Below are 20552 nucleotides of genomic sequence, written 5' to 3' on the forward strand. Positions count from 1 at the left end.
GGACCGGACCGTTCACGGCCGCGCCACTCGCGTCATGTAGAAGGCCAGCGCCGAAGCGGCGGCGACATTCAGGGAGTCCACGCCCCGGGCCATCGGGATGGCGACCCGCAGGTCCGCCTCGCGGAGCGCGGCCGGGGACAGCCCGTCGCCCTCGGTGCCGAGCAGCAGGGCGAGCTTGTCGTCGCGGCGGGCGGCGAGTTGGTCGAGCGTGATCGACTCCTCCGCCAGGCACAGGGCCGCCGTCACGAAGCCGTGCCGACGCAGGAGTTCCATGCCGGCCGGCCAGGAGTCCAGCCGGGTCCACGGCACCTGGAAGACGCTGCCCATCGAGACCTTCACCGCCCGCCGGTAGAGCGGGTCCGCGCAGCGCGGGGTGAGCAGCACGGCGTCGACGTCCAGGGCGGCCGCGTTGCGGAAGGCGGCGCCGAGGTTGGCGTGGTCGACGGTGTCCTCGAAGACGGCGATCCGGCGGGCGCCGCCGAGGAGTCCGGCCGGGGCGGGCAGCGGCCGGCGCGCCATGGAGGCCAGCGCCCCGCGATGGACGTGATAGCCGGTGACCTGTTCGGCGAGCGCGGGATCGACGAGATAGACCGGGGCGGTCGCCGCCTCGATGACGTCCCCCATCACACCGAGCCATTTCGCGGACAGCAGCATCGAGCGCATGCCGTAGCCCGCGGCGGCGGCCCGGCGGATGACCTTCTCGCCCTCGGCGATGAACAGGCCCTCGGCGGGTTCGCGGCGCCGCCGGAGCTCCACATCGGTGAGCGAGGTGTAGTCGGCCAGTCGGGGGTCCCCGGGGTCGTCCAGGAGGACCGGTTCAGCCACGGGCCGTCACCGCCCGGCCGACCCCCACGACGTCGCCGATGACGACGACGGCGGGCGGACGTACCCCTTCGGCCGCTATCGTCGCCGCGACGGTGGCGAGCGTGGCGTCCACCCGGCGCTGCGCGGCGGTGGTGCCTTCCTGGATCACGGCGACCAGCGTCCCGGAGTCCCGGCCGCCCGCGATCAGGGTGTCGGCGATGGCGCCGATCCGTTCCACGGCCATCAGCAGGACGAGGGTGCCGCGCAGCCGGGCCAGCGCCGACCAGTCGACCAGCGAGCGGGGGTCGTCGGGGGCGACATGGCCGCTGACCACGGTGAACTCATGGGCGACCCCCCGGTGGGTGACCGGGATGCCGGCCGCGCCGGGCACGCTGATGGCGCTGGAGATGCCGGGGACCACGGTGACCGGGATGCCCGCTTCGGTGAGGGCCTCGGCCTCCTCCATGCCCCGGCCGAAGACGTAGGGGTCGCCGCCCTTGAGCCGTACGACGGCCTTGCCCGCCTTGGCGTGCTCGATCAGCGCGGCGTTGATGGCCTCCTGGGCCATGGCCCGGCCGTACGGGATCTTCGCCGCGTCGATCACCTCGACATGCGGCGGCAGTTCGTCCAGCAGGTCGCGCGGACCGAGCCGGTCGGCGATCACCACGTCGGCCTCGGCGAGCAGCCGCCGGCCGCGCACGGTGATCAGGTCGGGGTCGCCGGGCCCGCCCCCGACCAGCGCGACGCCGGCGGTACGGGTCCGGTGCTGCGGCGCCACCAGGGTGCCGTCGCGCAGCCCGGCGACCACCGCGTCCCGTACGGCCGCCGAGCGGCGCGGGTCCCGGCCGGTCAGTACGGCCACGGTCACGCCGTCGGTGCGCCCCGTCGCGGGCGTCCAGGCGGTCGCGGCCTCGGCGTCGTCACTGCGGACGCACCACACGCGGCGCGACTCGGCCTCGGCGGAGGCGGCGGCGTTCGCGGCGGCGTCGGTGCTGGCGATCAGCGCGTACCAGGCGCCGTCCAGGTCCCCGTCCCGGTACGCCCGCCGCTCCCACCGCACCTCCCCGGCCGCCGCCATCGCCTCGACCGAGGGCGTCACCGACGGCGACACCAGCAGGATGTCGGCTCCCGCCGACACCAGCGCAGGCAACCGCCGCTGCGCGACCTGCCCACCCCCGACCACCACAACCCGCCGCCCGGCCAGCCGCAGCCCTACGGGATACGCGGGCGCGTCCTGGGCCTGCATCCGCCACTCCTTGCGATCGTCTTCTTCTCCCGACGGCCCATCGCCGCCCCATCCCTCACCGGGCGAATCCCCCGACCCGCGCCCCAAGATTACGTGCCCCCGGGGGCCGCGCGATGCCCCGGCTCGGCGGCTCCCGCGTGGGGCCGGCCGAAGATCGCCCCGGCAGGCCCGGCACCCCGCCGCAGCCGAGGCGGGGTGACCGCACCAGGCTGGACCGCCCGTGCCCGCGGCATGACCGGCGTCCGCCGGGGCCACCAGGCCGTGGGGCCGGTCCGCCGAGGAGCTGGAGCGTCGCGGACCGGAGCAGCGGGGCGCGGCTCGCACAGCCGATCGTCTCGCCGGCGCGAGGGCGCCGAGCCCGGGGGCGCCGGGCAGCGGCGCCCGGGCACACCCGGGTGTGCCCGGGCGGAGGTGCCGCCGGGGGCCCAGCGGCAGCGTCAGCCCTTCTCGGTGACGCCCGCCGCGTCGAAGGTGGCGACCTCGTGCATGACGCGGGCCGCGCTCTGGACCAGGGGGAGGGCGAGGAGGGCGCCGGTGCCCTCGCCGAGGCGGAGGTCGAGGTCGACCAGGGGGCGCAGGCCGAGGGTGGTGAGGGCGGCGACGTGGCCGGGTTCGGCGCTGCGGTGGCCGGCGATGCAGGCGGCCAGGACTTCGGGAGCGATGGCACGGGCGACCAGGGCCGCCGCGCCGGCGCTCACACCGTCGAGGATCACCGGGGTGCGCAGCGCCGCCGCCCCCAGCAGCAGGCCGACCAGGGCGGCGTGTTCGAGCCCGCCGAAGGCCGCGAGGACATTGATCGGGTCGGCCGGGTCGGGCCGGTGGAGTTCGAGACCGCGGCGGACGACCTCGATCTTGCGGGCGTGCATCTCGTCGTTGATACCGGTGCCGCGCCCGGTGACCTCCGCCGGGTCCACCCCGGTGTAGACGGCGATCAGCGCGGCCGATGCCGTGGTGTTGGCGATGCCCATCTCACCGGTGAGCAGCGCCTTGTTGCCCGCCGACACCAGGTCGCGGGCGGTCTCGATACCGATCTCGATGGCCCGCAGCGCCTCCTCGCGGCTCATCGCGGGACCGGCCGTGAAGTCGGCGGTGCCGGGCCGTACCTTGCGCGGCAGCAGACCCGGGGTGGTGGGCAGTTCGGAGGCGACACCCACGTCGATGACGCAGATCTCCGCGCCCACCTGGTTGGCGAAGGCGTTGCAGACCGCGCCGCCGCCGAGGAAGTTGGCCACCATCTGCGCGGTGACCTCCTGCGGCCAGGAGGTCACGCCCTGGGCGTGCACCCCGTGGTCGCCGGCGAAGATCGCCACCGCCGCGGGCTCCGGGATCGGCGGCGGGCACTGCCGGGAAAGCCCGCTGAGCTGCGCGGAGATGATCTCCAGCATGCCCAGCGCCCCGGCCGGCTTCGTCATCCGCTTCTGCCGCTCCCACGCCTCGCCGAGCGCCTTGGCGTCCAGCGGGCGGATGCCGCGCAGCGTCTCCTCCAGCAGGTCGTGCGGCTCCTCGCCGGGCAGCGCCCGGTTGCCGTACTCCTCGTCGTGCACGACCCAGGACAGCGGGCGGCGCTCGGACCAGCCGGCCTGCGTCAGCTCCGGCTCGTCGGGGAACTCGTCGACATAGCCGACGCAGAGGTACGCCACGACCTCCAGGTGCTCGGGCAGGCCGAGTTCGGCGACCATCTGGCGCTCGTCGAAGAAGCTGACCCAGCCGACCCCGAGCCCCTCGGCGCGGGCCGCCAGCCACAGGTTCTCCACGGCCAGCGCCGAGGAGTAGGGGGCCATCTGCGGCTGCGTGTGGCGGCCGAGGGTGTGCCGGCCGCCGCGGGTGGGGTCGGCGGTGACGACGATATTGACCGGGGTGTCGAGGATCGCCTCGATCTTCAGCTCGCGGAACTGCCGGGCCCGGGCCTTGGGCAGCGACTTGGCGTACGCCTCGCGCTGGACCATGGCGAGCTCGTGCATCTTCTCGCGCGTCTTCTCCGAGCGGATGACGACGAAGTCCCACGGCTGGGAGTGTCCGACGCTCGGCGCGGTGTGCGCCGCCTCCAGCACGCGCAGCAGCACGTCGTGCGGGATCGGGTCGGAGCGGAAGCCGTTGCGGATGTCGCGGCGCTCCCGGATCACCCGGTGGACGGCGTCGCGGACGGCCGGTTCGTACGCCTCTGCCGCCGGGCCCGTCTCCGCTTCCAACGGCGCCTCGTCCGGCGCGGGCGGCGCTGCGTCCGGATCGGCGGCCACGGACTCCTCGGCCGGGGCGGCGCGACGGCGGCGGCCCTTGCCGGCCTCGCTCACCGGGCCGGCCTCGGGGGAAGGCTGCTGGTCGGGGGCGTCGGGCGTTATGGCCTCGGCGACGGGCGCGGTGCTCGCGGAGGCGTCTGCCGGGTCCGGTACGACGGCGTCACCGGGGACAGCGGCCTCCTGCGGCGCGGCAGGGGTGGGCGGGCTGTCAACGACGGCCGCGGGCACGACGGCTACGTCGGGCGCCGGAGCGGCGGCGGGGGCCGGGGCGGACGCGGTCTCGCCGACCGCCTCGCTGCCGGGCTCCGTTGGCTGCGGGGCGGCGAACACCGCTGGGACGGGCGCGACATCGGGCGCCGGGGGCGCAACGGCCTCGGCCGGCAGGGGCACGCCCGCCGCCGGAGTGGCCGCGTCGTCCGGTGCGCCCGGGACGGCGGACACCTCGACGACCTCGACGACCGGGGGCTCCGGGGCCGCCTGCGCCTCGACCGGAGCCGGCGGAAGCGCCGCGGCGGTGACCTCGGGCGTAGCGTCCTCCGCCCGCTCGGGCAGCGAGGCCGCAGGCGGGGACTGCACCGCACCGGCCAACGCCTGCTCGGGCAAGGACTGCTGAGCCTCGGGAGGCTCGGCCGCGACCGCCGGCTGCTCGGGCACCGCGGGCGGGAGCACTGTCGCGGCCTGCGCCGTAGGCTCCGGGTCGGGCATCGGCAGCGGCACCGAAGCGGGGGCGGGCGCGGCCACCGGCAGCGGCGCGGCGGCGCCCGGCACCTGCTCGGCCGCGGAGTGCCCGACGGTGTCGCCGGACACCTGCTCGGGCAGGGCGCCGCCGGCGGCAGGACCCTGCTGGCCCTGCGGACCCTGGGGCGCGAATCGCGGCTCCTCGGTTGCCGGAGCGGCGGGCGGGGTAGGCGCGGCGGCCGGGGCCTGCGGCGCGGCCGGGGCGGCCGGGGCGAAGTGCTGCGGCGGAAGCTGCGCCGGGATCTGGGACGGAACGGTGCTGTCGGCGTGCGGGATGAGCGACTGCTGAGAGGCCACCGGGCCGGTCGCAGCCGCCGGCCACGCGCTGCCCTGCACCGGACCGGCCGGACTGGACGGCTCGCCGGTCTGCTGGGCGGGAATCCCAGCCGCCGGGTCCGAGGACGCGTCGAAGTATTCGGGGCCGGAGCCGGGCGCCCCGGGCAGGCGGACGGCGGGGCCGCGGTCGGCCAGCGAGCGCACCGAGACACCGCCGGTGGGCTGGTCCGGAATGGGCGGGCCCAGGTGCAGCGGGCGACGCGGGGCGGCGGGCGCGGCGATCGGCTCGGCGGCGGCCTGCCCCATGGCGTCCACCGTCTCCATCAGCGGGAGCGGGACCCCGGGGTCGAGGACCGACGGTGTGTCATAGCGCTGGGGCGGCACCGGCTGCGGGTCGCTCCAACTGCCCTGCGGGCCCGGCATGAGCAGGACGTCGTCCTCGTCCTCCAGGCCGGAGCCGGGCGCGGCGGGGTGGTCGAGGAAGCCGTAGGCGGGTGTGCCGAGTTCGTCGGCCTGCTGGGCCGGCCCGCCCGGTGGGACCGGCGAGGGCTGCGGGATCTGCGGCTCCGCTCCCCATCCGGGCTGCTGCGGTACGCCGTTGCCGGGAAGGTCGGTGTGCGGCTGGTGAGCCGCGTCCCCGACCGCGTTCCCCGGTAGCCCCTCGCCGGGGATCTGACCGGTGTCCGTCATGCGTGCCCCTCGCCCATCGGTTTCGCTCCTTCCAGCCGCCGTGCCGTCCACAACCCAGCCCCCCACGAACAACAACGAGCGTGCCGGGGATGCGGCACGTCGGCGCCCGGTGCCGCGAAGCTCGACACCCCGTCAACGCACGACGACGGCACAACGATCCGTCAGCCTACCCCCCGCCGGACGGCCGTCCGCCCAGGAGTCCGCACCTCGGGACGTATCTCACACGGACCCCTCCCGTACCGCTGCGACCAGCGCAAACGCGGTCAAGGATGCCCCTGTGGAAGGGCCGTGGGAGGCCGGACGACCAGCGGGCCGGTCAGCGCCGGGTGGCGCTCAGCGCGAAGGTCACCGAGCGGTCCCGCTCGGCCCAGTCGCTGTCCAGTTCGACGGATTGCAGCAGGACCCGCTCGACGTCGTAACCGCCCTCCTCCAGCGCCCTGGTGACCGCCTCGGCCAGGTCGCGGGTGGCCGCCGTGGTCACGATCCGCTCGGGCCGGCGGGCGGCGCAGGCGGCGACGACCTCGGCGTCGGCGTGGCCGATCCGTATCACGTCGGGCTCGGGCAGGTCTTCGAGGATCTGCGGCGCGGTGCCGTGCACGACGTGCAGTTGCACGCCGCCGCGCCGGGCGGTCACGGTGATCCAGTCGCAGGCGTCCTCGTCGCGGTCGACGGCGATGACGGCGGCGCCGAAGCGGGCCGCCTCGATGGCGATCGCGCCGTCGGCGGCGCCGATGTCCCACACCAGGTCGCCGGTACGCGGTCCGAGCCGGGCCAGTTGGAAGGCGCGGACCTGCGCGGGCACGTGGCCGCCGTACTCGGAGGCGGCCAGCGCCCAGCCGCGTACCGGGCCGGGGAAACCGGGGTCGCGGCCGGCGATCCAGCCGCCACCGGACTGCGCCGGGGGGACGCCGAGCACCGCGATGCCGCGGGCGGAGGCGACACCGCCGATGACGAGCACGACATTGGGCTCGCGCCAGATGTGGTCGGCGACCTTGTCGGAGGTCAGGACGGTGACCTGTTCCTGCTCGGTGCCCAGGGCCTCGCAGATGACGAAGGTGCGGTGCACTCCGGTGAGCAGCAGGGCGAGTTCGGCGGGCCCGGCGCCGGGCGCGGTGAGCACGGCCACCTTGGGGTGGGCGCGGCAGACGTTGACCGCGCGGCGCAGCGTACGGCTGGTGGCGGCGACCACCCGCGCGTCGTCCCAGGGCATCCCGGCGCGGGCGAAGGCCCGGGCGACCACGGAGACGCCGGGGACGACCTCGACCTCAAGACCGTGCTCGGGGTCGCGCAGGGCGCGGACCACGCCGAAGAAGCCGGGGTCGCCGTCGGCGAGGACGACCGCGGTGCCGCGGTGGCCGGCGATCCGCCGGGCGGCGATCTCGATGCTGCCGAGCACGATGTGCTCGGCGCCCTTCGGAACGTACGGCAGCGCGAGGTGGTGGCGGGTGCCCGCCACCAGGGTGGCCGCGGCGAGCGCGGCGCTGGCGGCTTCGGACGGCGGTGAGCCGTCCCACCCGATCACGGTGACCCGGTCGGCCATCGTCGTCTGCCCCTTCATGGCGGTGCGGATCAGTTGAGGAGGTTGCGGAAGCTGCGGATCGGTTGCGGATCGGTCGCGGATCACAGGGGACCCGGTGGGCCGGTCCGCCGGGCACGGCCCGGCATCACGTGCGACACGTCGGATCGGCGTGCGGAGAAGTGCGGAGATGTGTGGGACACGGTCCCGGGGTGAGAACCCTAACCCGGGGCGCGGCAGGTCGGGGCGGCGCGGTCAGTGCCAGTCCGCGTAGGCGGTGTACGCGGTGTACGTGTCGTAGGCGTCGCCGCCGGACCGCCGCCCGGACTGCTCGTCGAGATCCTCGGGCAGCAGGCTCCACACCAGCAGATCGGTGCGGGTCTCGGCCCAGTGGCCGCCGTCCGCCTGGCTGCGCACCAGTCCGGCGCCGCGCAGCACTCCCTCGCTGACGCAGCCGATCTTCTGCGCGACCTGCTGCGAGGCGGTGTTGTCGGCGGCGGTGCGCAGTTCGACCCGGGCGAAGCCCTGCTGCTCGAACAGCCAGCGGCACACGCCGAGCACCGCCTCGCAGGCGTATCCCTCGCCACGGGCCCAGACGGCGGTCAGATAGCCGATCTCGGTGGCGCGGATCCGCCAGTCGGTCCGCTGCAGGGTGACGGTGCCCACCAGCCGCTGGGTGAGGAACTCGGTGACCGCCAGGACCAGGCCGCGGCCCTCGGTACGCTCGGCGGGCGCGGCCCGGGCCACGAAGTCGCGGGCGTCGCTCTCGGTGTAGGGGTGCGGTACGCCGGTCCACGCGGTGATCAGCTCGTCGTCCATCATCTCCACCAGGGAGGCCACGTCGGCTTCCTCGTACGCGCGCAGCACCAGCCGCTCCGTGGAGATGGAGATGTCAGGGAAGGCCGGTGCTGAGGTCATTCGCTGCTCCGTAACCAGGGGCATGGGTGGATTGCACAGCTGTGAACTGAACAGCATGCAGCATCGGGGACGGCGCGCCCCGGGCAGGGTCGGGCGGCGGTACGGGGGTCGCGGCGGCGAACGCCCTTTCAGAGTAGGCCGGATGCCGGTCAGGACGGGTATCCGTGGACGTCATCCGATCCTGCTACCGTCAGCCCGCGTGAGAGTGCACCACGCAGCAGGAGTCGGCTATCAGCGGGCCGCGGGGGTCTACGAGCGCTCCCGGCCCTCCTATCCGCTGGCGGCGCTCGCGGCACTGGCCGACGCCCTGCCCCTGGAGTCGGGCCGTACCGTGGTCGATCTTGGTGCCGGGACCGGCAAGTTCACCCGGCTGCTGGCGCTGACCGGCGCCGAGGTGCTGGCGGTGGAGCCGGTCCGGGAGATGCGCGAGCAGATCGCGGAGCTGCTGCCGGGGGTGGCGGTCACGGCCGGCACCGCCGAGGCGACCGGTCTGCCGGACGGCTGCGCGGACGCGGTGGTGGCGGCGCAGTCCTGGCACTGGTTCCAGGAGGGCGAGGCGCTGGCCGAGGTGGAGCGGCTGCTGCGGCCGGGCGGCGCGCTGGCCCTGGTGTGGAACACCTACGACACCTCGGTGCCCTGGATGCGGGACTTCCAGGACATCTACTTCCGGCTGGCTCCCCGTGATCTGCCCAGTCCGCCACTGGCCGCCGGCCTGGGCGACCCCGGCGACTGGCGGGAGGCGTTCGCGGCCCGCGCGGGCTGGGGCGCCATCGAGGAACGGCACTGGCCCAATCCCTACTCGACCACGGTCGCCGACGTGGTGGAGCGGATGATGTCGTCGAGCCACATCGCGGTCCTGGACGCGGCGGCGCAGGCGCGGGTGCGGTCCGAGGTGGAGTCGGTGCTGGGCGCGTACGAGGCGACGCGGGGCACCGGGGCGATCGAGATGCCCTACACCACGGATGTGTACTGGCTGCGCTACCGCAGAGGCCCTGGTGGGGGACGGCCATGGACGGGGGCCGGGGGCGGGGGCCGCGGGTCGGCAGGCCCGTAATAAAGTCGTCCCATGCTCGACGCGGTCGTCATCACGGTCACCGTCACGGCGCTGCTGCTGGCGGCGTGGTGCGGCTTCGCGGCGTACCGTGACTCACCGACGAAGGACTGGCACTTCGCCGGGATGGCCGTGGTGTCGCTGGTCGCCCTGGTCCAGCTGGTGATCTCGGTGGTACAGCTCGCCCGCGGCGAGCGGCCGGCGCAGGGCCTGGCGGTCTTCCTCGCCTACCAGATCGGCGCGGCCTGCACGATTCCGGCCGCGGCCTTCATGTCCCTGGCCGAGCGCACCCGTTGGGGCTCGGCGATCGTCGCGGCCGGTGGGATCGTCCTGGCCGTGCTGGAACTGCGGCTGCATGAGATCTGGGGTAACGGACGTGGCTGAGGACATGACACAACAGACCGGGACCGGGCCGGCCGTGGGTGCGGCGCCGGCCCGACCCGCCGAGGCCGGCACGGCAGCGGCGGAGACTTCCTCGCCGCGGCCGGAGAAGCGGCCCAACCGCATCGGCACCGGGCCGGGGCGGCTGCTGCTCTCGCTCTACGCGGTCTTCACCGTGGCAGCGCTGTCCCGCTCGATCGTCCAGCTCAGCACCAAATACCACGAGGCACCGCTGGCGTACGCGCTGTCCGGGCTGGCCGGCGTGGTCTACGCGGTGATCACCCTCGCCCTGTGGCGGGGCGGCGAGTCGGCCCGCAAGGTGGCGCTGGTGTGCTGCTCGGCGGAGCTGATCGGGGTGCTCACCGTCGGCATCGCGACGATAGTGGACTCCTCGGCCTTCCCGGACGCCACCGTCTGGTCCGACTTCGGGATCGGCTACGTCTTCCTGCCGCTGGCGCTCCCGGTGGCCGGTCTGCTGTGGCTGCGCCGGGCCGCCCGTGAGGCGGGGGCACAACCGCGGCAGACCGGTCACTGACGGGACCCGGTCCGGTTCAGGCGGTGGCCGCGTAGGTCGCCGGCGGGGCGCTCTGCGCGGACTTCTCCATGTGCACCAGGCTCAGCCGGCGGCTGACCGGCTCGGCGGCGCCCACCTGCTCGTAACCGAGCTTGCGGTACATCCGCAGATTGACCTGGCTGCGGTGGCCGGTGAACAGCCGGTACCGCTTGGCCTCCGCTTCCGCGGCGAGGCGTCCTTCGAGGGCGGCCAGCAGCCGCCCGCCGAGACCGTGCCGCTGCAGTCGCGGGTGGACGATCAGCTTGCCGATACGAGCGGTGCCGTCGTCGTCCACCGCGCCGCGCACCGAGCCGACGACCTCCTGACCGAGCCGCGCCACCAGGACGACGCCCTCGGCGAGTTCGGCCCGCAGCTCGTCGAGGGTCTGGGTGAGGGGCTCGATGGCGTAGTCGCCGTAGAGTTCCGCTTCGCCCTGGTAGCAGAGGTATTGGAGTTTCAGGATCTTCTCGGCGTCGCTGTGCTCCGCCGTAGAGATGGTCACGCTCATGCCCATGCGCGCAGGCCTCCCCTTCGAATCCGTCCGGGCGGCCGCTGGTGTGATGTGTGCCCGTGACGTGTGTCTGAGCGGAGTTGGTGCGGGTATGCGCCCCGCCTCCGTGGCGCCGATGATCGCACAAACTCTCCGGGCGGGCAGCGCAGATGTGCTACTCGTCTCAGTCTCGTCCGCGCGGGCCAAGGGCGCCCACTGCCGCTGAGTGTTTACCGTGCATTACCCCGTCTCACCGGGGATCCAACCCTCGAATTAAGGATCGACCGAAGACAGCCGAGACACCGCGAGCGCAGCGGGCCGAGACTGCCCTGTGAGATTCCCAACTCGCGGGAAATCTCCTGGTACGTGGGGTCGGCCCGGGACATCAGCGCCGCGACGACCCCTGGGCAGCGGCCGGGCAGCAGGCGTACCGCGGCCAGCACCGCGCGGTGCCGCTCGGCGGCCAGCACCTGGCCCTCGACGTCCCCGGCCCGCCCGCTGCCGTCGCCGGGGTCGGCCGGGCCGGTGTCGGGGGCGCCGCAGGGCCGCTCGCGGCGGATGCGCCGGGCCGCCTCGCGGGCCTCGTCCCGGACCGCGCCCCGCACCCAGTGGCCGGGCTCGGCGGGTGGGCCGTCCAGTTCCAGCAGCCGGAGCCAGACCGCCTGTTCCAGGTCGGCGGCCTCGATGCCGGCCCCGGGGGTGGCCTCCGCGGCGGCCTCGGCGGTGAGCAGCGGGCCGATGCCCGCGTACCGTCCCAGCGGGTGGACGGCCGGCTCGGCGGGCGGGACGGCGTCCGGCCGGAGATACGGGTCGGCGGGCGCCTCAGCTCCCATGGGGGTCTGCTTCCATGGGGACCTGCATATCCGGCCGCGCCCCGGGGCGCGGCCCGGCCGGTGGCCCGGCGTGGCCGGTTTCACCTCAAGGTGTGGCCGGCCGCCGGCAGGTGACGTCCGGGGCGCAGGTCAACAGTGCGTAGCCATCAGGTGAACCCGACGTGCGCGGGCGCCCCTCGCGGAAGTATCGTCCTCGGGGACGGGCCGGTGGCCGCTCGCGGCGTCGGCCCTGCTCCTGTCGGCCGTGACTGTGACTGTGACCTCCCGGAGGGTCCGTTGTTCTCCCGCCTGTCCCGCAGTGTGCTCAAGGCGATCCTGCTGGTGCTGATGCGCGTCCTGTACCGCCCCGTGGTCGAGGGCGTGGAGCGGATCCCCGGCGAGGGGCCGGTGATCCTGGCCGGAAACCACGTCACGTTCATCGACTCGCTGTTCCTGTCGCTGGTGGTGCGGCGGCAGGTGTACTTCATCGGCAAGGACGAGTACGTCACCGGCAAGGGCTTCAAGGGCCGGCTGATGGCGTGGTTCTTCACCACCTGCGGCATGATCCCGGTGGACCGGGACGGCGGGCACGGCGGCGTGGCCGCGCTGATGACGGGCCGGCGGGTGCTGGACCGGGGCAGGATCTTCGGCATCTACCCGGAGGGCACCCGCTCCCCCGACGGCCGGCTCTACCGCGGCCGCACCGGCATCGCCCGCCTCGCGCTGATGACCGGCGCGCCGGTGGTCCCGTTCGCGATGATCGGGACCGACAAGGTGCAGCCGGGCGGCACCGGGATGCCCCGGATCGCCCCGGTCACCGTCCGCTTCGGCGAGCCGCTGGACTTCGCCCGCTACGAGGGCATGGACCGCGACCGCTATGTACTGCGGGCCGTCACCGACGAGGTGATGAGCCGGGTGATGCACCTGTCCGGCCAGGAGTACGTGGACATCTACGCGACCAAGGCGAAAGCCGCCTGACAGCGGGGGGCCGCGCCGGGGCCCGGCCCGGGCGGTGCGGGGGCGCGGCCCGGGCGGTGCGGGGGCGCGGGATACCGGGAGCACGGGATACGGGGGCGCCGTCCGCACGGCGCCCCCGCTGCCTTGTCGCTGCCCGGCCCAGCGGCCCGGCTACTTGTCCTTGGCGTGCGCCCACTGATGCTGGGCGGCCAAGTCCGCCTTGACCTCCGCGAGTTGCCGGGCGACCGCGCTCGGCGCGGTGCCACCGCGGGCGCTGCGCGAGGCCAGCGAGCCCGGCACGTCGAGCACGGTGCGTACCTCGGGCGTCAAGTGCGGTGAGATCTTCGCGAACTGATCGTCCGTCAGCTCGTCGAGTCCGATGCCCTCGGCCTCGCAGACCTTGACGCACTCCCCCGCCACCTCGTGCGCGACCCGGAACGGCACACCCTGCCGGACCAGCCACTCGGCGATGTCGGTGGCCAGCGAGAACCCGGCCGGCGCCAACTGCTCCAGCCGCTCGCGGTGCACGGTGAGGGTGGCCATCATCCCGCTGAACGCCGGGAGCAGCACTTCCAGTTGGTCGCAGGAGTCGAAGACCGGCTCCTTGTCCTCCTGGAGGTCTCGGTTGTAGGCCAGCGGCAGCGCCTTGAGGGTCGCCATCAGCCCGGTGAGATTGCCGATCAGCCGCCCGGACTTGCCGCGGGCCAGTTCGGCGATGTCCGGGTTCTTCTTCTGCGGCATGATCGAGGAGCCGGTGGAGAAGGCGTCGTGCAGGGTGACGAAGGAGAACTCCTTCGTGTTCCAGATGATGACCTCTTCGGCGATCCGCGACAGATTGACGCCGATCATCGCGGTGATGAAGGCGAATTCGGCCACGAAGTCGCGCGAGGCGGTGCCGTCGATGGAGTTGCCGACGCTGCCGTGCTCGAAGCCGAGGTCGCGGGCGACGGACTCCGGGTCCAGGCCGAGCGAGGAGCCGGCCAGCGCGCCCGATCCGTAGGGCGACACGGCGGTGCGCTCGTCCCACTGCCGCAGCCGTTCGCCGTCCCGGGACAGCGCCTGGACGTGCGCCAGCATGTGGTGCGCGAAGAGCACCGGCTGGGCGTGCTGGAGGTGGGTGCGGCCCGGCATCGCCAGCTCCGGGTGGGCCTCGGCGAGGCCGACCAGCGCGTCCTGGAGGTCGGCGATCAGACCGCCGATGATCCGGGCGTGGTCGCGCAGATACATCCGGAAGAGGGTGGCCACCTGGTCGTTGCGGGACCGGCCGGCCCGCAGCTTGCCGCCGAGTTCGGCGCCGAGGCGTTCCACCAGGCCGCGCTCCAGCGCGGTGTGCACGTCCTCGTCGGCGATGGTGCCGGTGAACTCGCCGTCGGCCACGGCTGTTTCGAGCGCGTCGAGCCCGGCGGTCATCCGCTCCAGCTCGTCGGCGGTGAGCAGTCCGGCCCGGTGCAGCACCCGGGCGTGGGCCCGGGAGCCGGCGATGTCGTAGGGAGCGAGCCGGAAGTCGAAGTGCACCGAGGCGGACAGCTTCTCCAGTGCGGCGGACGGCCCGTCGGCGAACCGTCCGCCCCAGAGCTTGCCCTGACCGGCGTCCGGTCCGGCGTCCTGGCCGCCGGGGTGCGCGGCGGTCACTGCGCCAGGTCCCGCTTGGCGGCGATCTTCGAGGACATGCCGAAGATCTCGATGAAGCCCTTGGACAGCGACTGGTCGAAGGTGTCACCGGTGTCGTACGTCGCCAGGTTGAAGTCGTAGAGCGAGGTGGCGGACTTCCGGCCGTTGACGACCGCCCGGCCGCCGTGCAGCACCATCCGGACCTCGCCGGTGACGTACTCGTTGGCCTCGTTGATGAAGCCGTCCAACGCCCGCTTGAGCGGGGAGAACCACATGCCGTCGTAGACGAGTTCGCCCCAGCGCTGCTCGACCTGCCGCTTGTAGCGGGCCAGTTCGCGCTCGACAGTGACGTTCTCCAGCTCCTGGTGGGCGGTGATCAGCGCGATCGCGCCCGGGGCCTCGTAGATCTCCCGGGACTTGATGCCGACCAGCCGGTCCTCGACCATGTCGATCCGGCCGATGCCCTGCGCGCCGGCCCGCTTGTTGAGCTGCTGGATGGCTTCGAGCACGGTGACCGGCTGGCCGTCGATGGCGACCGGGACGCCCTGCTGGAAGGTGATGACCACCTCGTCGGCCTCGCGGGGGGTGGCCGGGTTCTGGGTGTACTCGTAGACGTCCTCGATCGGCGCGTTCCAGATGTCCTCCAGGAAGCCGGTCTCGACGGCCCGGCCGAAGACGTTCTGGTCGATGGAGTACGGGGACTTCTTGCTGGTGACGATCGGGAGGTTCTTCTCCTCGCAGAACGCGATGGCCTTGTCCCGGGTCATGGCGTAGTCGCGGACCGGGGCGACGCAGGTGAGATCGGGGGCCAGCGAGGAGATGCCCGCTTCGAAGCGCACCTGGTCGTTGCCCTTGCCGGTGCAGCCGTGGGCGACGGTGTCGGCGCCGTGCTTGCGCGCGGCGGCCACCAGGTGCTTGACGATGACCGGCCGGGACAGCGCGGAGACCAGCGGGTAGCGGTCCATGTACAGGGCGTTGGCCTTGAGCGCCGGCAGACAGTACTCGTCGGCGAACTCGGACCTGGCGTCGGCGACTTCCGCCTCGACGGCACCGCAGGCGAGCGCGCGTTTGCGGATGACGTCCAGGTCCTCGCCGCCCTGGCCGACGTCGACCGCGACCGCGATGACTTCGGCGCCGGTCTCCTCGGCGATCCAGCCGATGGCGACGGAGGTGTCCAGGCCGCCGGAATAGGCGAGTACGACGCGCTCGGTCACGAGTCTCTCCTTACGATGCATACGCTGATTGGCATAAGTATGCGCTCCGCCGCATGGAACGTCAACGCGGCAGGTCAGCGCGGTGTGGCGGGGATGACTGACGGCTGGCGCCGGCGTGACGCGGGCGCTACGCCTCCCCCTGGGCGAGCCGCAGCAGGTGGTCGGCGAGTTTCTGGCCGCCGGCTGGGTCGCGGCTGATCAGCACGACGGTGTCGTCGCCGGCGATGGTGCCCAGGATGTCGTACACCTCGGCCTGGTCGATCGAGGAGGCCAGGAACTGGGCGGCGCCGGGCGGGGTGCGGACGACCACCAGATTGGCGGAGGCCTCGGCGGAGATCAGCAGCTCGGCGGCCAGCCGCCGCATCCGCTCCTCCTTGACGGACTCGCCGAGCGGCGCCTGCGGGGTGCGGAAGCCGCCCTCGGAGGGGACCGCGTAGATCAGCTCGCCGTCGTTGGTACGGATCTTCACCGCGCCGAGCTCGTCGAGGTCCCGGCTGAGCGTCGCCTGGGTGACGCTCAGCCCGTCGTCGGCGAGGAGCTTGGCCAGCTGGCTCTGCGACCGCACCGGCTGCCGGCCGAGGATGTCCACGATCCTGCGGTGCCGTGCGGTGCGGGTCTGCGGTACGGCATGGCCGTTGCCGTGCGCTTGGGCCTCGCTCATCGTCGTGTCATTCTCCGTTACTTGTCTCCCGGCTGGCCCGGAGCACCTGGTCGAGGACGTCCGGCAGGGCCCGGAGGAACGCGTCCGTCTCGGTGTCGCCGACGATCAGCGGCGGCGCGAGCCGTACCGTGTCGGGGACGGCCGCGTTCACCAGCAGTCCGGCGTCCTGAGCCGCCTGCTGGACCTGTGCGGACAGCGGCTCCGTGAGCACGATACCGATCAGCAGGCCGGAACCGCGCACATGATCGACCAGTGGGTGTCGCAGCGCCTCCACACCCTGCCGCAGCTTCTCGCCCTGCCGCTTGACGTTGTCCAGGATGCCGTCGGCGGCGATGGTGTCCAGCACGGCGAGCCCGGCCGCGCAGGAGACCGGATTGCCGCCGAAGGTGGTGCCGTGCGCGCCCGGGGTGAGCAGGTCGGCGGCGGGTCCGAAGGCCACGGTGGCGCCGAGCGGCAGCCCGCCGCCGAGCCCCTTGGCGAGCGTGACGACGTCCGCCTCCACCCCCTGGGCCTGGCACTCGAACCAGTGCCCGGTACGGCCGACGCCGGTCTGCACCTCGTCCAGGACCAGCAGTGTGCCGGTGGCGGCGGTGATCTCGCGGGCGGCCCGCAGATAGCCGACGGGCGGGACGACCACGCCGTTCTCGCCCTGGATCGGCTCGATGATGACCAGTGCCGTATCGGTGCTCACCGCCGCCCGCAGCGCCTCGGTGTCGCCGAACGGCACATGGGTGATGTCACCGGGCAGCGGCTGGAAGGCGTCCCGCTTCTTCGGCTGACCGGTCAGGGCGAGCGCGCCCATGGTGCGGCCGTGGAAGGCGCCGTCGGTGGCGACCATGTGGCGGCGGCCGGTCAGCCGGCCGATCTTGAAGGCCGCCTCATTGGCCTCGGCGCCGGAATTGGCGAAGAACACCCGGCCGGGCCGCCCGAAGAGCTGGAGCAGCCTTTCGGCCAGCGCCACCGGGGGTTCGGCGATGAAGAGGTTGGAGACATGGCCGAGCGAGGCGACCTGCCGGGACACCGCCTCGACGACGGCCGGATGGGCGGTGCCGAGCGCGTTGACGGCGATGCCGCCGAGGAAGTCGTAGTAGACCTTGCCGTCGGCGTCCCAGAACCGGGTGCCCTCACCGCGGACCAGTGGCAGCCGGGGCCGGCCGTAGTTGTCCATCAGCGAGCCCTGCCAGCGCAGTGCCAGCTCCTCGTTGCCGGTCACCGGTCTCCTCCTTCTGCGAGTTCGTCCGTGGGTTCGTCCGCGGGCTCTCCCGCGGGTTCTCCTGCCGGTTCATTCGGGGCGTCCGGGGCGTCCGGCAGGACCATGGTGCCGATGCCCTCGTCGGTGAAGATCTCCAGCAGGATGGCGTGCGGCACCCGGCCGTCGATGACGCGGGCGGTGTGCACGCCGTTGCGGACCGCGTACAGGCAGCCCTCCATCTTGGGGACCATGCCGCTGGACAGCTCGGGCAGCAGCTTCTCCAGCTCGGTGGCGGTGAGCCGGCTGATCACCTCGTCGCTGTTCGGCCAGTCCTCGTACAGTCCCTCCACGTCGGTGAGCACCATCAGCGTCTCGGCGCCGAGGGCGGCCGCGAGGGCGGCGGCGGCGGTGTCGGCGTTGACGTTGTAGACATGGCCGTCGTCGGCCGCGCGGGCGATGGAGGAGACGACCGGGATACGGCCGTCGCCCAGCAGGGCCTCGATCGCCCCGGTGTCGATCGCGGTGATCTCGCCGACCCGGCCGATGTCCACCCGCTCGCCGTCGATCCGCGGATAGTGCTTGACGGCGGAGATGGTGTGCGCGTCCTCCCCCGTCATGCCGACGGCGAGGGGGCCGTGCTGGTTGAGCAGGTTGACGAGCTCGCGCTGCACCTGCCCGGCCAGCACCATCCGTACGACGTCCATCGCCTCGGGGGTGGTGACCCGCAGTCCGGCCTTGAACTCGCTGACCAGGCCGTGCCGGTCGAGCTGGGCGCTGATCTGCGGGCCGCCGCCGTGCACCACGACCGGCCTGAGCCCGGCGTGCCGCAGGAACACCACGTCCTGGGCGAAGGCGGCCTTCAACTCCTCGTCCACCATGGCGTTCCCGCCGAACTTGATGACGACGGTCCGGCCGTGGTGGCGGGTCAGCCAGGGCAGCGCCTCCACGAGGATGCGGGCCTTGGGCAGCGCGGTGTGCTTGCGCGGGGGCGTCCCCGGCCGGGAGTCGGCGGCGCTCATGAGCTGTACGCGCTGTTCTCGTGGACGTAGTCGGCGGTCAGGTCGTTGGTCCAGATGACCGCCCGCTCGGCGCCCGCGGCGAGGTCGGCGGTGATGACGACCTCCCGGAAGCGCATGTCGACCAGGTCGCGGTCGTCGCCGACCGAGCCGTCCCGGCAGACCCAGACGCCGTTGATGGCGACGGCGAGCCGGTCGGGCTCGTAGGCCGCGTTGGTGGTGCCGATCGCGGACAGCACCCGGCCCCAGTTGGGGTCCTCGCCGTGGATGGCGCACTTGAGCAGGTTGTTGCGGGCGATGCTGCGGCCGACCTCCACCGCGTCGTCCTCGCTGGCGGCGTTGACGACCTCGATCCTGATGTCCTTGCTGGCGCCTTCGGCGTCGCCGATCAGCTGCCGGGCCAGCTCGCCGCAGACCTCACGCACCGCGTCGGCGAACTCACCGTATTCCGGGGCGACTTCGCTGGCGCCGGAGGCGAGCAGCAGCACGGTGTCATTGGTGGACATGCAGCCGTCGGAGTCGATCCGGTCGAAGGTCTGCCGGGTGGCGTCGCGCAGCGCCTTGTCGAGGGTGCCGGCGTCCAGGTCGGCGTCGGTGGTCAGCACCACGAGCATGGTGGCCAGGCCCGGTGCGAGCATGCCGGCGCCCTTGGCCATACCGCCGACCACCCATCCGGCCGGGCTGGTCACCACCGCCGTCTTGTGCACGGTGTCGGTGGTCTTGATGGCGATGGCGGCCTTCTCGCCGCCGTGCTCGGACAGTTCGGCGGCGGCCCGCCCGACTCCGGGCAGCAGCTTGTCCATCGGCAGCAGGATGCCGATCAGCCCGGTGGAGGCGACCGCGATCTCGCCGGCGCCGCACCCGAGGACCTCGGCGGCCTTCTCGGCGGTGGCGTGGGTGTCCTGGAAGCCCTGGGGGCCGGTGCAGGCGTTGGCGCCACCGGAGTTGAGGACCACGGCGGTCACCTCGCCGCCCTTGAGAACCTGTTGGGACCACAGGACGGGCGCGGCCTTCACCCGGTTGGAGGTGAAGACGCCGGCCGCGGCGCGGCGCGGGCCGGTGTTGACCACGAGGGCGACGTCCGGGCCGCCGCTCTCCTTGATCCCGGCGGCGATGCCCGCCGCCGAGAATCCCTTCGCTGCGGTCACCGTCATGGCGCGACTCCGATCGTGGAAAGTCCCGTCGCCTCCGGCAGCCCGAGGGCGATGTTCATGCTCTGCACCGCGCCGCCCGCGGTGCCCTTGGTCAGGTTGTCGATCGCGCTGATCACGATCACCCGGCCGGCGAACTCGTCGTACGCGACCTGGAGCTGGGTCGCGTTCGAGCCGTGGACGGCGGCGGTGGCCGGCCACCGGCCCTCGGGCAGGAGGTGGACGAACGGCTCGTCGGCGTAGGCCTTCTCGTACGCCGCCCGCAGGTCCCCGGCGGTGATCCCCGGCCTGGCCTTGGCGGTGCAGGTGGCGAGGATGCCGCGGGACATGGGGGCCAGCGTCGGGGTGAAGGAGACGTTCACCGGCCGGCCGGCCGCCGCGCTGAGGTTCTGGATCATCTCGGGGGTGTGCCGGTGGCCGCCGCCCACGCCGTAGGGACTCATCGAGCCCATCACCTCGGAGCCGAGCAGATGCGGCTTGGCTGACTTGCCGGCGCCCGAGGTGCCCGACGCGGCGACGATCACCGCTTCCGGCTCCACCAGGTCGGCGGCGTACGCCGGGGCCAGCGCGAGCGAGACGGCGGTCGGGTAGCAGCCGGGGACCGCGATGCGCTTGGACCCCTCCAGCGCCGCGCGGCCCCCCGGCAGTTCGGGCAGTCCGTAGGGCCAGGTGCCGGCGTGCGGGGAGCCGTAGAAGCGCTCCCAGTCGGCCGGATTCCGCAGCCGGAAGTCGGCGCCCATGTCCACGACCAGGACATCGTCGCCGAGTTGCTCGGCGACGGCCGCCGACTGCCCGTGCGGCAGCGCGAGGAAGACCACGTCGTGCCCGCCGAGCACCTCGGCGGTGGTCGCCTCCAGTATCCGGTCGGCCAGCGGCACCAGGTGCGGCTGCAGTACCCCGAGCGGCTGGCCGGCGCTCGCGTTGCCGGTCACCGCCCCGATCTCCACGCCGGGATGCCCGAGAAGCAGCCTGAGCGCTTCCCCTCCGGCATACCCACTGGCCCCGGCCACCGCCACCCGCACTGCCATCGGTCCGCTC

General features: G+C 73.4%; 18 protein-coding genes. 4 read left to right on the forward strand and 14 right to left on the reverse strand.

Features of this window, described 5'->3' with window-relative positions:
• Positions 1–12 precede the first annotated feature (12 nt).
• From ACFO3J_RS11720 to ACFO3J_RS11740, 5 genes are all read right to left on the reverse strand, one after another.
• A complete protein-coding gene (locus ACFO3J_RS11720; RefSeq protein WP_386428864.1) occupies positions 13–825 on the reverse strand; it encodes a TrmH family RNA methyltransferase in 813 nt (270 codons plus the stop codon).
• On the reverse strand, positions 818–2050 hold the full coding sequence (gene cobA / locus ACFO3J_RS11725) for a uroporphyrinogen-III C-methyltransferase (RefSeq protein WP_386428866.1): 1233 nt from the start codon (positions 2048–2050) through the stop codon (positions 818–820). The genes ACFO3J_RS11720 and cobA overlap by 8 nt, the downstream gene beginning before the upstream one ends.
• Positions 2051–2487: 437 nt before the next feature.
• Positions 2488–5991: a nicotinate-nucleotide--dimethylbenzimidazole phosphoribosyltransferase gene (cobT, locus tag ACFO3J_RS11730; RefSeq protein ID WP_386428867.1), complete on the reverse strand. Its 3504-nt coding sequence runs from the start codon at positions 5989–5991 to the stop codon at positions 2488–2490.
• A gap of 316 nt (positions 5992–6307) precedes the next feature.
• Positions 6308–7531, reverse strand: a complete 1224-nt coding sequence (gene cbiE / locus ACFO3J_RS11735; protein ID WP_386429203.1) for a precorrin-6y C5,15-methyltransferase (decarboxylating) subunit CbiE — start codon at positions 7529–7531, stop codon at positions 6308–6310.
• Between the two features lie 231 nt (positions 7532–7762).
• Positions 7763–8425 carry a GNAT family N-acetyltransferase gene (locus ACFO3J_RS11740; RefSeq protein WP_386428868.1) on the reverse strand — a complete coding sequence of 221 codons (663 nt, stop codon included), beginning with the start codon at positions 8423–8425 and terminating at the stop codon, positions 7763–7765.
• A gap of 199 nt (positions 8426–8624) precedes the next feature.
• Between ACFO3J_RS11740 and ACFO3J_RS11745 the strand changes: the two genes are divergently transcribed.
• The 3 genes from ACFO3J_RS11745 to ACFO3J_RS11755 are packed head-to-tail and all read left to right on the forward strand — an operon-like array spanning position 8625 to position 10392.
• Positions 8625–9479: a class I SAM-dependent methyltransferase gene (locus ACFO3J_RS11745; RefSeq protein WP_386428870.1), complete on the forward strand. Its 855-nt coding sequence runs from the start codon at positions 8625–8627 to the stop codon at positions 9477–9479.
• A 12-nt stretch (positions 9480–9491) separates the two neighbouring features.
• On the forward strand, positions 9492–9860 hold the full coding sequence (locus ACFO3J_RS11750) for a hypothetical protein (RefSeq protein ID WP_386428871.1): 369 nt from the start codon (positions 9492–9494) through the stop codon (positions 9858–9860).
• Positions 9861–9864: 4 nt separating this feature from the next.
• Positions 9865–10392 (forward strand): hypothetical protein, encoded by a 528-nt coding sequence (locus tag ACFO3J_RS11755; RefSeq protein WP_386428872.1) that lies wholly within the window; start codon positions 9865–9867, stop codon positions 10390–10392.
• A gap of 16 nt (positions 10393–10408) precedes the next feature.
• Here the strand turns inward: ACFO3J_RS11755 and ACFO3J_RS11760 are convergent, their stop codons facing one another.
• Both ACFO3J_RS11760 and ACFO3J_RS11765 read right to left on the reverse strand, forming a co-directional pair.
• On the reverse strand, positions 10409–10924 hold the full coding sequence (locus ACFO3J_RS11760) for a GNAT family N-acetyltransferase (RefSeq protein WP_386428874.1): 516 nt from the start codon (positions 10922–10924) through the stop codon (positions 10409–10411).
• 206 nt (positions 10925–11130) lie between these two features.
• Positions 11131–11733: a sigma-70 family RNA polymerase sigma factor gene (locus ACFO3J_RS11765; protein WP_386428875.1), complete on the reverse strand. Its 603-nt coding sequence runs from the start codon at positions 11731–11733 to the stop codon at positions 11131–11133.
• A gap of 288 nt (positions 11734–12021) precedes the next feature.
• Here ACFO3J_RS11765 and ACFO3J_RS11770 point away from each other — a divergent pair, with 288 nt between their 5' ends.
• On the forward strand, positions 12022–12690 hold the full coding sequence (locus ACFO3J_RS11770; RefSeq protein ID WP_386429205.1) for a lysophospholipid acyltransferase family protein: 669 nt from the start codon (positions 12022–12024) through the stop codon (positions 12688–12690).
• A 150-nt stretch (positions 12691–12840) separates the two neighbouring features.
• Here the strand turns inward: ACFO3J_RS11770 and argH are convergent, their stop codons facing one another.
• The 7 genes from argH to argC all read right to left on the reverse strand — a co-directional run bounded on the left by argH (position 12841) and on the right by argC (position 20542).
• Positions 12841–14301 carry an argininosuccinate lyase gene (gene argH, locus ACFO3J_RS11775; RefSeq protein WP_386428877.1) on the reverse strand — a complete coding sequence of 487 codons (1461 nt, stop codon included), beginning with the start codon at positions 14299–14301 and terminating at the stop codon, positions 12841–12843.
• Positions 14298–15494 (reverse strand): argininosuccinate synthase, encoded by a 1197-nt coding sequence (locus ACFO3J_RS11780; protein ID WP_386428879.1) that lies wholly within the window; start codon positions 15492–15494, stop codon positions 14298–14300. Before ACFO3J_RS11780 ends, argH begins: the two co-directional genes overlap by 4 nt.
• Before the next feature lie 127 nt (positions 15495–15621).
• Positions 15622–16155: an arginine repressor gene (locus ACFO3J_RS11785; protein WP_386428881.1), complete on the reverse strand. Its 534-nt coding sequence runs from the start codon at positions 16153–16155 to the stop codon at positions 15622–15624.
• Positions 16156–16162: 7 nt separating this feature from the next.
• Positions 16163–17368, reverse strand: a complete 1206-nt coding sequence (locus ACFO3J_RS11790; protein ID WP_386428882.1) for an acetylornithine transaminase — start codon at positions 17366–17368, stop codon at positions 16163–16165.
• Positions 17365–18366 carry an acetylglutamate kinase gene (gene argB, locus ACFO3J_RS11795; RefSeq protein ID WP_386428884.1) on the reverse strand — a complete coding sequence of 334 codons (1002 nt, stop codon included), beginning with the start codon at positions 18364–18366 and terminating at the stop codon, positions 17365–17367. Before argB ends, ACFO3J_RS11790 begins: the two co-directional genes overlap by 4 nt.
• The gene (gene argJ / locus ACFO3J_RS11800) at positions 18363–19517 is read right to left on the reverse strand and encodes a bifunctional glutamate N-acetyltransferase/amino-acid acetyltransferase ArgJ (protein WP_386428886.1); all 1155 of its coding nucleotides are present in this window, start codon (positions 19515–19517) and stop codon (positions 18363–18365) included. Before argJ ends, argB begins: the two co-directional genes overlap by 4 nt.
• Positions 19514–20542, reverse strand: a complete 1029-nt coding sequence (gene argC, locus ACFO3J_RS11805) for an N-acetyl-gamma-glutamyl-phosphate reductase (protein ID WP_386428888.1) — start codon at positions 20540–20542, stop codon at positions 19514–19516. The genes argJ and argC overlap by 4 nt, the downstream gene beginning before the upstream one ends.
• Between the last annotated feature and the right edge of the window lie 10 nt (positions 20543–20552).

It is taken from the genome of Streptomyces polygonati (assembly GCF_042650325.1).
In the GTDB taxonomy this organism is placed as follows: Bacteria; Actinomycetota; Actinomycetes; order Streptomycetales; family Streptomycetaceae; genus Actinacidiphila; species Actinacidiphila polygonati.